Source organism: Occallatibacter sp. (assembly GCF_049802275.1).
GTDB lineage: Bacteria > Acidobacteriota > Terriglobia > Terriglobales > Acidobacteriaceae > Telmatobacter.
Map to the genome: position 1 here is coordinate 1 of NZ_JBARMD010000601.1, position 11,862 is coordinate 11,862.

At 57.5% G+C, this 11,862-nt stretch carries 6 protein-coding genes; 3 read left to right on the forward strand and 3 right to left on the reverse strand.

Annotation, left to right across the window (positions count from 1 at the left end; all coding sequences use genetic code 11):
• Positions 1–1,124: NADH-quinone oxidoreductase subunit N (locus tag WA354_RS20350; protein ID WP_472814851.1), on the forward strand; the 1,124-nt coding region annotated here is incomplete at its 5' end.
• Between the two features lie 122 nt (positions 1,125–1,246).
• On the opposite strand, the gene WA354_RS20355 is transcribed toward WA354_RS20350, so the two are convergent.
• Together WA354_RS20355 and WA354_RS20360 are read right to left on the reverse strand one after the other, a co-directional pair.
• On the reverse strand, positions 1,247–3,088 hold the full coding sequence (locus tag WA354_RS20355; protein ID WP_472814852.1) for a phosphoenolpyruvate carboxykinase (GTP): 1,842 nt from the start codon (positions 3,086–3,088) through the stop codon (positions 1,247–1,249).
• A gap of 129 nt (positions 3,089–3,217) precedes the next feature.
• Entirely contained in the window at positions 3,218–4,375 is a 1,158-nt protein-coding gene (locus tag WA354_RS20360) for a potassium channel family protein (RefSeq protein ID WP_472814853.1), read from the reverse strand.
• Between the two features lie 86 nt (positions 4,376–4,461).
• On the opposite strand from WA354_RS20360, the gene WA354_RS20365 reads away from it, so the two are divergent.
• Complete coding sequence (locus WA354_RS20365; protein ID WP_472814854.1) at positions 4,462–4,686, forward strand: DUF2905 domain-containing protein; 225 nt, start codon at positions 4,462–4,464, stop codon at positions 4,684–4,686.
• A 511-nt stretch (positions 4,687–5,197) separates the two neighbouring features.
• Positions 5,198–8,719 (forward strand): carboxypeptidase-like regulatory domain-containing protein, encoded by a 3,522-nt coding sequence (locus WA354_RS20370; protein ID WP_472814855.1) that lies wholly within the window; start codon positions 5,198–5,200, stop codon positions 8,717–8,719.
• 168 nt (positions 8,720–8,887) lie between these two features.
• On the opposite strand, the gene WA354_RS20375 is transcribed toward WA354_RS20370, so the two are convergent.
• Positions 8,888–11,848: an Ig-like domain repeat protein gene (locus WA354_RS20375; RefSeq protein ID WP_472814856.1), complete on the reverse strand. Its 2,961-nt coding sequence runs from the start codon at positions 11,846–11,848 to the stop codon at positions 8,888–8,890.
• Positions 11,849–11,862 lie beyond the last annotated feature (14 nt).

Genomic DNA, 11,862 nt, shown 5'->3' on the forward strand with positions numbered 1-11,862 from the left:
GCCTGGGGTTGTATATCCTGACGGCATTTGCGAAGAAGTCCGGGAAGAGCGCCGAGGCAGCGATGAAATATTACCTCTTCGGCGGAATGTCGGCTGCGTTTCTGCTGTTTGGTTTCAGCTATCTGTATGGACTCACGGGATCGACAAATCTGCACCGTATGTTACTGGGACTTTATGGGCCACATGCACTTGAGGCCTCGCCGCTGTTGTATGTGGCGCTGGTGATGATTGCGGCGGGGCTGGGATTCAAAGTGGCGGCGGTGCCGTTTCACTTGTGGGCGCCGGATACCTATGAGGGCGCGCCTGCGCCGGCCGCGGCGTTTATCGCTTCGGTGTCAAAGGTGGCTAGCTTTGCGCTGCTCATTGGAATCAGCACAGCGGCATGGCACGTATTCGATGGAATGCGCGGCGGCCATGTTTCATTGGTAGTTGGACGCTATACGCAACAGGTGCAGGTTTATCACGACTTTCGGATGGCTTGGTCGCAGGTTTTGATCGTGCTGGCGGTGGCGTCGATGGTGCTGGGAAACCTGGCTGCGCTGGCGCAGTCGAGCGTGCGACGGTTGCTTGCATATTCGGCGATTGCTCATGCCGGCTACATCCTGCTGGGGCTGGCGTTCTTCTCGTATTCGTCGCAGAGTGCGCAGGCGATTTTGTATTACATCCTGACGTATGGGTTGACGACGATTGGGGCCTTTGGTGCGGTTGCGGTGGTGGAGCGCGCCGGTGGCAGCGATCGCATGGATGCGTTTCTCGGCCTCGCGAAGCGCAATGGGTTGCTGGCGGTGGTGATGATGGTACTGTTTCTGTCGCTGGCTGGGATTCCTCCTCTGGTGGGATTCTGGGCGAAGTTCAATTTGTTCGCCGCAGTGCTGAGGGTGTATCCGACGGGACTTGGCATTGGACTGGTAGCGCTGGCGGTGGCGATGAGCGCGGTGTCGCTCTACTACTATCTGCAGGTGCTGAAGCGCGTGTTTGTGATGCCTGCGGCGAATTCGTTACCGATCAAGGCGAATCACATTACGATGGGCGTGCTGGCGCTGATTGCACTGGCGGTGGTGGTGCTGGGATGCCTGCCCGAATTGCTGCAGACGTGGATGGCCGGGTTCTACGCGGGGATGTAAACTCGCGTCCTTTCAAAGACGGTCGAGAATCGTTCTCTCCCGGGTCTCAAAGTGTGACAGTTTCGCGAAACGCCCCTTTCAGTTACGCGGATGAGGCGCGCGCGGCAGGCTTCAAGAAACAATCAGAGTTTGCAAATCAGCAATTCGCGCTCATAGATCATCTCCGGGGGGAGATGATCGTGGAGTTCGATGAAGAGCTCTTCGTGCGCGATCACTTCCTTGCGCCAGGCCGCGCGATCTACGGCCATGAGCGCCTCGAAGGTTTCCTGCGCGAAGTCGAGGCCGGTCCAGTCGATGTCTTCGTACCTCGGAACCCACCCAATTGCGGTTTCGCGGCCTCGGCCATGGCCTTGTACCCGCTCGACGATCCAGCGCAGCACGCGCATGTTTTCGCTGAAGCCGGGCCAGAGGAATTTCCCGTTTTCATCCTTACGGAACCAGTTCACATTGAAGATGCGGGGGGTGACGTCGAGGCCGCGCTGCATTTTGATCCAGTGACGGAAGTAGTCGCCCATGTGATAGCCGCAGAAGGGCAGCATAGCCATGGGATCGCGGCGCACTTTGCCGACCGCACCGGCCGCGGCTGCGGTGGTTTCAGAGCCCATCGTGGCACCGATGTAGACGCCGCTGGACCAGTTGAACGCCTGGTAGACGAGCGGAAGCGTGTGAGAGCGGCGCCCGCCGAAGATAATGGCGCTGATCGGCACGCCCTCGGGAGATTCCCAGGCGGGGTCCATCGTAGGGCATTGCGATGCGGGCGCGGTGAAGCGTCCATTGGGATGCGCCGCGGTGCTGCCGTTCTTCTTGCCGATGGCGGGGGTCCACTGCTCGCCGCGCCAATCGCGGCATTCAGCAGGCGGCTTCTCGGTCATGCCTTCCCACCACACTCCGCCGTCGGGAGTGAGCGCGACATTGGTGAAGATTGAGTTGCGCGATAGCGCCGCCATTGCCGACGGGTTCGTTCTCACGCTGGTTCCGGGAGCGACTCCAAAGAATCCATACTCAGGATTGATGGCTCTCAATCGGCCACTAGCGTCCGGTTTGATCCAGGCAATGTCGTCGCCGACCGTCCACACCTTCCAGCCGTGCATGGACTTGGGCGGAATCAACATGGCGAAATTGGTTTTGCCACAGGCAGAAGGGAATGCTGCAGCAACGTAGGTCTTTTCGCCTTCCGGGCTTTCGACACCGAGGATGAGCATGTGTTCAGCCATCCAGCCTTCGTCGCGGGCGATGTTGGAGGCTATGCGAAGAGCGAAGCACTTCTTGCTGAGGAGGGCATTGCCGCCGTAACCGGAACCGTAGGACCAGATTTCGCGGCTCTCAGGGAAGTGCACGATGTACTTGGTGTCGTTGCAGGGCCAGGGGACATCCTTCTGGCCAGGCTTGAGCGGCACGCCCACAGTGTGCATGCAGGGGACGACGCGCTTCTCGTCCTTATCGATCTCGGCGAAGACGGGCGCGCCGATTCGGGCCATGATGCGCATGTTGACGACGACGTATGGAGAATCAGTGAGTTGCACACCAATGCCGGACATGGGCGAGCCGACGGGGCCCATGCTGAAGGGGAGAACATACATGGTGCGGCCCTGCATACAGCCTTTGAAGAGCTGCTTGAGGCGACGGCGCATCACATAAGGGTCTTCCCAGTTATTCGTCGGGCCGGCGGCATCGCGCGAAAGCGAACATATAAAGGTACGGTCTTCCACGCGGGCCACATCGTTCGGGGACGAGCGCGCATAAAAACATCCGGGCCATTTTTTCTGATCGAGGCGCGTGAATGTGCCCGAAGACACGAGGCGATCGCAGAGGAAGTCGTATTCCGCCTGAGAACCATCGACCCAGTGGATGGAGTCGGGACGGCAGAGTTCTGCCATCTTTTCGACCCATCGAATAAGGTGTTTATTGGTGGTTGGCGGAGTTTGAACTGTGGACGCCTCGTGGTTAAGAGCGGACTGCTTCATATTGCTATAGTTCTCCTGCGCTGTCTCTCTGTTACAGGCTACAGAAACTGCGGTGGCTACGGAAGTGAAGAAACTGGCTTTCCCTTGGATGCAACAGTCTATCGCAGTGCATGCCCGGGAAATTGTGATCTAGAACTCGTGATGTTGGTCGATGACTTCGGCGATTGTGTTTGGTTCGGGATTAGCGGCTTCGGCCTGGCTTCGTACTTTGGCAACGGCGAGCCAGTTGTCCTTGTGTCGATGCTCGGCCATCCAGGGTGGAAGAGGCATGCACAGATGTTCACTGAGCGCGGCGGCGTAGCTCTCATATAAGGCTCGCAGATCGCGGAGCCGTTCGTAAGACTCGCCATCGCGGCACACACTGACGCCGCTCTGGCAGAGAAGTTTATAGAGCTGTTCGTAGCTTTCGCGCGGCAAACGATCTGGGATGTCCTGTTTCGGTTTGATGGAGAAGACCTGCGCGAGGTCGACCACGGCATGACGCGCCATGGCGAAAGTTAGCTGCGCCTGGCGCGCTTCATGTCCACGAACACCGGCGATGAGCAACGCCGATGTATCGAGCATGGCGGTAAGCGCGCTGAGCCAGCTCTGGTTGGTGTGCTGCGAACGGAAATAACAAAGCAAGGTGTAGGAGATGTGGCTTTCGAGCAGTTCGGCAGACCAGCGCTCCCACTCGGAGAGCAGACTGGCGAGGGCGCTTTCGGCCCCATCAAAAGAGTGCCGACGCAACAACTCCGCAGCCGTGGGAGGCGATCCGGCACGGGCATCGAGTAACGAGATGCTGACTTCGCGCCGGGAGAACGCTCCATAAAGGACGGGGAAGTAGCCCATGACGATGGCGAGAAAGCCGAAGCCGGTACCGGCTTCACATGTGGAGAGGGCGCGCGCAATCTGCGCATGGGGCGTGACGTCGCCGAGTCCCAGCGTGAAAAAGTTGGTTCCGCTGACATAGAGATCGGACAGATACCCGATGTGCTCCGACGCGTCGCTGAAGGGGCTGCCAAGGGAGTAGTAGATCAGCGAGTAACCGAGGACCATGCCACAAGCCCACACCACCAGCAGAAAGATCAGGGACAGCGGTCCATAAAAGCTGAGTGCAGTTTCGCGCTTGCGGGGATGGCGGATTCTGACGGCAACAAGGCGCCATGGCATCCAGGTGAGGATGTAGAAGATACGGGTGAGGCGTAGGCGGCCCGCAGCCCGGCGCGGCAGGATGATGGTCTGGAACGCATCCAGCAGCACCACCAAGACACAGAGGACTCCCAGCAGCATCGTGACGACTTGCATTGACCCTCCGGCGGCGCATTTTGGGGTGGCTGAATGCGCAACGCCCGATTACCGTATCCTAGCTGAGTCAGGCATTGGCAGGCCCCATGATTGAACTTGGAAAGGCGCTTCTCGGTCTCGGGCTCCTGCTGGCGGTGATTGGTGCGGTGCTGCTGATTGCGGCACGCTTCGGGTTGCCGCTCGGCCGGCTGCCCGGCGATTTCGCGTATCGCGGCAAGAATGTCTCGTTCTTCTTTCCGCTTGGCACGTCGATCCTGATCAGCGTCATTCTTTCGATTCTCTTCTATCTCATCTCGCGATTTCGCCGTTGAGGCAGTGCTATCTGACGCTGCCGCGGCGGATCAGGTGCAGCGCGCCAGCTGTCTCGCGCACGGAGGTCAGGGGAGGGCGACCTTTCCCTTAAATCCAAAGTAAACGCTATCTACCCATCCCCTGCAGCATCAACTGCCGTTCAGTGACGACCATCACACACCCTCAGCCGGTTGGCTGAGATAGCGTTATTGGCGGTCTACTGAAACGATTTAGGCGGGGCATTTCAGGCATTCGCCAGTGAGCCATTCAACTCAGCGATGATCTCGCTCGATGGCCATCGAATTTGTGTGATTGCTTCGTTTGTGCGTGCGGGTAGCCGATAGATGGTGGCAGCTCAGAAAGTCAGCTGAAGCCATGTTGAGTCGAGAGACATTGCAGCACCGGCTAGAGTGCAATTCGATGGAGAGAATCTCCAGAGTCGGCGAAAGAGCCGAGCTTTCAGATCGAAAGCAAAATGCACTTTCCAGGCTGCAGTAACCAGACAGTATCACTTCGGAATAGGAGAGTCAGATGGAAGTGAAATCAATTCAAAGGATCTGCAGGGTCCTTTTGCTACCGTTGTTGTTTGCATTGGCAAGCGTGGGGTTGCATGCGCAGGCCAATTCGAACATCACCGGCATCGTTTCGGACCAGACCGGAGCAGTCGTCGCGGGAGCGAAGGTTGTTCTGACTGATCCAGCCACGGGCGCAATTAAAACAACGATAACGGGCGACACCGGTCTGTACGAAATTGCCGGTTTGAACGCAGCAAACTACAACATGACGGTCACGGCGAAGGGATTCCAGACATTTGTACAGAATGGAATCGTCGTCAACGTGTCAGCAACATTTCGTGTTGACCCCAAGCTCACGGTTGGCTCGGAAGCAACAACGGTCACTGTTGAGGCCAACGCCCTGACGGTGCAAAGCGATTCAAACGTTGTGAGCACGCTGATCAACGAGCAGCAAATTACCGAACTCGCGACCAACGGCCGCAACATCGTCGCACTTGCGACATTGGGACTCGGCGTCAGCGGCAACCTGCCGGACTCGAACACGCCGACTTCAGTAGGCTCGAGCTTTGCAATCAGCTTCAACGGTCTGAACCAGGCACACAATATCTGGCTGATCGATGGCGGCGAAGCATATGACCGCGGTTCCGGCGGCAAATCGTCCATGATGCCTTCGCAGGATGCATTGGGCGAATTCACAGTAATGGCCAGCAACTATCCACCGGACTACGGTATCTCTTCAGGCGGCACGATTTCGATGTCGATCAAGAGAGGCACGCAGGCTTTCCACGGTACGTTGTGGGAATTCGTTCGCAACGACGCCCTTCAGGCACACAACTATTTCGATGCCCCCGGCGCGAATAAGCCGGAACTTCGTCTGAACATTTTCGGCGGCAACCTTGGTGGTCCGCTGTACATTCCTCACGTTTACAACGACAACAAGCAGCGGACATTCTTCTTCGTCAACGAAGAGTGGCGCAAAATCGTGCAGGGCAGCGCACCGGCCGGCATTCACGCGATTCCGGACTCGAACTTCATTACTTCGGCGCAGGACTTTACCTACGTCGCTCCGGCCTACAACTCGGGCCATCAGATTGTGGTTCCGAACCCGGCTCCGGGCACGGCGCTCGCAGCGGCGATTGCAGCGGATGGACTCACACCAGGCAGTCCATTCCCAGGAAACGTCGTCAAGGCAAACTTGCTTGACGCTGTGGCCCTCCAATTCAACAGCGTTGGAGGAATTCCGAAGGCGAACGTTTCAGGCGACCTGATCTCGGTTTCGAGCAAGCAGCCGACCAACGTCCGTGAGGACCTCTTCCGCATCGATCACAACATCAATGACAAATGGCAGCTCTTTGGCCACTACATTGGCGACTCGGTTAGCCAAACCTATGCCACGTCAATGTGGAGCGGTGACAGCTACCCTACAGTTGGCTCGAACTTCAGCAACCCATCGTGGAGTTCAGTAATCAAGCTGACCGGTTCTCTCACGCCGAATGTGCTTCTTGAGGCCGCGTTCAATTTCAACGGCAACAAGATCAGCATTCTACCTTCGGGAACCGCCTATCAGAAACCGTCCGGCTGGTCGGGACAGTCGTTCTTCCCGCAGACGTCCGCTGCTGACAATCGTTTACCCAGCGTGAACCTTGGTTCGTATGGAACACAATTCGACCCATGGTCACAGCCCTGGAAGAACGCCGCTATGGACTACGCCGAAGTGTTTGGCCTCTCGGTCACGGAAGGCAAACACACGATGAAATTCGGCGGCGGCTACAACCGCTACACCAAGAACCAGCAGATCTTCGGAAACAAAAACGGCTACTTTAACTTCAGCGACAACTGGGACAAAGGCGCGCCGACAACGGCGAACCTTACTGGCGACTCATACATCGACTTCCTGATGGGATTGAGCACCGGCTATTCGCAGTTGCAAAACCAGGACATCCGTCACTACGTGAATCAGACGGTTTCGGCATATGCAGAAGACAATTGGCATATTTCGAGCCGCTTGAGCCTGCAGTACGGTATTCGCTATGATGCGATGCCGCATGCGTGGGAACGGAACAATCTGCTGGCGAGCTTCGATCCGAAGCAGTACCAGGCAGGACAAGCCCCGACGGTCGATCCCTCGACGGGTGCGTTCTGTACCGCCGTTTCTGGTACTTGCCCGAACGTCAGCGCTGGATTGCAAACCTATCAAGGTGCGCAATTCTATCTGAATGGCGTAACCATCGCCGGACAGAACGGGACGCCAACTGGTATGACAAAGAACTTCTACAAGACTGTCATGCCTCGCCTCGGGTTTTCGTATGACGTGACGGGGAATGGCAAGACCGTTCTTCGGGGCGGCTTTGGTACGTTCTTTGAGCGTATGCAGGGCAACGACGTTTACAACATTGCAGCGGCGGCGCCGTTCTCGAACACGCCGAGCCTGAGCAACGTCGGATTCGCAAATCCATTCGCGAGCTGGCAAACCGGCGCCACCTTACCATCGACGAGCTTGCCGGTCGTGCCGCAAGGCATGACGACCATCGATACCAACTACCCAGCTCCAGGTGTTGCGCAATACAGCCTGGGCGTGCAGCGTGAGATCGTTCCTTCTTTGATCTTCATGACGCAGTATGTGGGTAATATCGGGTGGCATCAGAACGTTATATTCCCGATCAATCCGTTCCCGCTGGGCACAAATATGGCAACTCGCCAATTGGCAGGCGCCGGGAAACTCACAGGTGCGCAGACAACACTGGCTCGGACGTTCCCTGGGTTCAACGGAATCAGCCAGGAATCGAACATTGCCACCTCAAGCTACAACAGCTTCCAGGCTGGACTCCGTCAGCAGAGCCGGCACGGTCTGAGTTTCGAAATCGACTATACGTATGCACACGAAATCGATACCCAGGTAGGCAGCTCGGATCTGAACACATCCACGAACCCGTTCAATCTGAAGTATGACAAGGGATCTGGCTCGCTCGATCGTCGCCAGATTTTCAGTGCGAACTATGTCTGGCAGATACCGTTGTTCGCGCACTCCAAGGGATTGGCGCACGCGATAATCGGCGGTTGGGAACTCTCCGGTACAGTGATCTCTGAGACTGGTCTGCCATGGGCCGGCAACAACGCTCCGAGCGATGGTGGCAGTGATACCGTCGGCCTGGGCGGCAACTACACCATCCGTCCTAACTTCACGGGCAAGGTGCATTATCCGAAGGCGAGAAACGCCAGCGGCGTCTACCAGTATGTCTCGGCAGCCGGATTCACGCAGCCAGTGGCGGCGTGGAACGGCGGTCAGAACCTGGGATTCGGCAACGCGGGCAGGGACATCGTTGTTGGTCCCGGTCGCACCAACTTCAACACGAACCTCTACAAGTCGTTTGCGATCACCGAGCGTGCACACTTTGAGTTCCGCTGTGAATCGTATAACACGTTCAATCACACGCAGTTCAATAACTTTCACAACAACATTACCGGAAGCGATTTCGGCAATGTGAGCGGAGTGCAGGATCCAAGAACCTTCGAACTCGCAGGCAAGCTGGTCTTCTAGTTCGAACCTGAACCATTGGGGCGCGATGGCCTTTGCCATCGCGCCCTGTTTTTTAGAGTGCAGATCCCCAGCAAGCTGTTCCAACTGCCGACGCCAGTGCGGAGAGCTACACAGATCCCTTTGACCAGGGCGCCAAGTTCATACGACAACATGCAAGACTGATGCGCGTTACATGAGTGTCAGCGTAACGGTAGTGGCGTGATTGACCCCATTCGTCGAGTGGGCGTTGACGGTGACATTGACTATCGTCTTTTGGGCGGATGTCGTCTGACTTGAGTTCAGGGCCGTATGTCCGCCGCATCCGATGGCTCCGGCGCCGAGAATCACGATTGCCAGGAACAGCGCCGACGCGGAGAGCAGCTTGAGGAGCCTTCTGCGCTGCTTCGAAGAAATCCAAAACAGAAGAGGAAAGAGCGCCAGGGCGAATGGCGCACGTGAGCGAATCTCGTTACCCGAACCTGCGGCAAGCGGAGCAGTGTGTATCGTCATCTGCACCACCGAGGTGCCGTCAGGCTGCTTTGCCGGTGTGCCGAAGGAGCAGGTCGAGCCGGCCGAGAGTCCAGAGCAGTCAAGTGAAGGAATTTGGTCGAAGCCGTTCTTCGGTGTAATCAGGAGGGCAACGTCGACGCTCTGGCCGGGAGAAGCAGAGATGCTCGATGGGGTGGCTTTGACCTCGAAGTCAGGGCCCATGATGTTAACGGTGACTGCGTTCGAGCTTGATCCGCCGAAAGAACTGTCGCCTGCGTAGCTGGCTGTGACGGCGTCGTTGCCAGGCGGCAAGGTGTCCGTTGTGAGGTAAGCGTTGCCATTGGCGAGGGCGGCAGTGCCGATTTTGCTTTTTCCCATGAGGAAGTCCACGCTGCCCGTTGGAATTGCCGAACCAGAAATTGTCGCAACGGTTGCTGTCAGGCAGATCGTAAAGCCCTGGTCAGCTTGCGGGGTCGAGGAAGCCAGAGCAGTTCTGGTGGCGAGCGCGCCCGGAGAGGGAACTGGATTGGGCGCAGCAACCAAAGGGTTAACGGTGATAGCGACGGAGTTCGAATTGGACGGATTGAAGAGTGAGGCGCCGGCGTAGGTGGCGGTAATGGAATCCAAGCCGGCCGGAAGCGATGATGTGGTGAGCGTCGCAGTCCCTGCAGTCAGCATCACTGTGCCGATATTGGCTGAGCCGTTAAAGAAAGTGATGGAGCCAGTTGGAGTTGTATTGCCGCTGGCCTGCTTTACCGCGGCCGTCAGGGTAACCGCCGAATTCTGAGTGATGCCTGTCGATGAGGTCGTCAGCATTGTCGATGTTTTGACGGCGACAGCGTTGACGGTGACGGCGACGATAGCGGAGGTGGACCTGTTGAAGGTAGAGGTACCGGCGTAAGACGCAGTAAGTGAGTTGGCGCCCGCGGGGAGAGATGCAATCGTGATCGTTGCGGAACCGGCTGAGAGCTGCGCCGATCCGATCACTGCGGAGCCGCTGAAGAAAGTGACCGAGCCGGTGGGCGCGATGGTGCCGCTGGCTTGCTTGACGATGGCCGTCAGTGTCAACGGCGAGTTCTGGGTGATGCTGATTGCGGATGGGGTAAGTGCTGTGACCGTGTTAACGGCGGTAGGAGCAGCAAGACTAACAGTGACAGACACGATGTTAGAGCTGGAAGCCTTGAAGGAGACAGCGCCGGAGTAAGCGGCAGTGACCGAGTCGGTTCCAACGGGGAGTGCCGATGTAGAGATGCTTGCGATTCCGGAAGAGAGCGTCGCGGATCCGAGTGAGACTGTGCCGCTGTAGAACGTCACGGTGCCCGTCGGGAGAGCAGCGCCACTGGCTGGCTTCACTGTCGCCGAGAGGGTGACCGTCCCATTTTGCGTGAGGGCAGACGAGGACGACGCCAATGTCGTAGTGGTGCTGACTGCGGCAGAATTCACGGTGATAGGAATGACATTGGAAGTGGATGCAAGAAAATTTGTCGTTCCTGCGTAAATGGCGGTGACAGAGTCGGTTCCAACAGGGAGTGCAGATGTAGAGATGCTTGCGATTCCAGAAGAGAGCGTCGCCGATCCGAGGGGGGTCGCGCCGCTGTAGAAGGTGACCGAGCCCGTGGGAGCACCGGTTCCGCTTGCTGGCTTCACTGCTGCAGAAAGAGTGACGGGCGTGCCTTGCGTGATCGTCGAGGCGGAAGAGGAGAGTGAAGCACTTGTCCCGATGACGGCCGGGTTGGCAGTGACCGTCAGATTGAAGGTAGCAGAATGCACGCGATCGCCACTGATGGCCCATAAAGTGACCGGCACAGTTTGCGCAGTGGATGTGGACGATGCCGTGAGTGTCAGGGTGGAGTAGCCGTTGGTCAGGCTCTGGTTGCTGAAGGATGCCGTTACGCCCGTGGGCAATCCGGAGACACTGAGATTCACTGCGCCAAAGTTGAAGGAGTTTACACGAACGTTTGCAGTCGCAAGACCGGATGTCATGGTGTAGGAGCCGCTGTCAACACTGACATTGAGGTCGGGGTAAGCTGCGGAGGGCGGTGCGCAGGATGATGCTGGCGACGCACTTGGTTCTGCCCATGTGGAGTTGTAATCGGCTCCGGTGGCAGTCTGCCAGCCGACGAGGTCAACGTTTTTGCCATTGGCAATGCGGAATGCGTTCGGCGTGCCGGGGTCGTACCAAGTATTGAAGCTGGATTTCACCGTGCTGGTGAAGTCGGTCCAGTCCGTTCCGCTGACGTACGTGCCGAAGACATACTGCCCGGGAAGCGCATCGATAAACTCGTTGCCGGACATCGTGGTTCCCGTTGTGACAAGGTTGTAGACTTGGCCCGTCTGCCAGTTAGTGGTGCTGATGCCACCTGCGGTTCCGGCAAGATAGAACTGTGCCTGGTATTTGTTGGTTGCGCCGTTGTTGTAGAAGACGTTGTTGTCGACAGTCAGTTCCTGAGTGTTGAGGACATTTACGCCGACTCCGCTGGAGCAAAGGTGGCTGTTCTCAAGAGTGACGGGGCCTTCGTTGCGCTCGAGCTGAAGCGCGGCGTTGTAACTTCCGACAAGCGTGGCGTTGTTGATGGTGATGTTCTGGTTGTCGGTATCGAACCAGAGGCCCTGTGCCTGATTGTTATAGGAGAGGTGCCCCTGGACAGAGGTGGTTCGCATCTGGAAGAACTTCG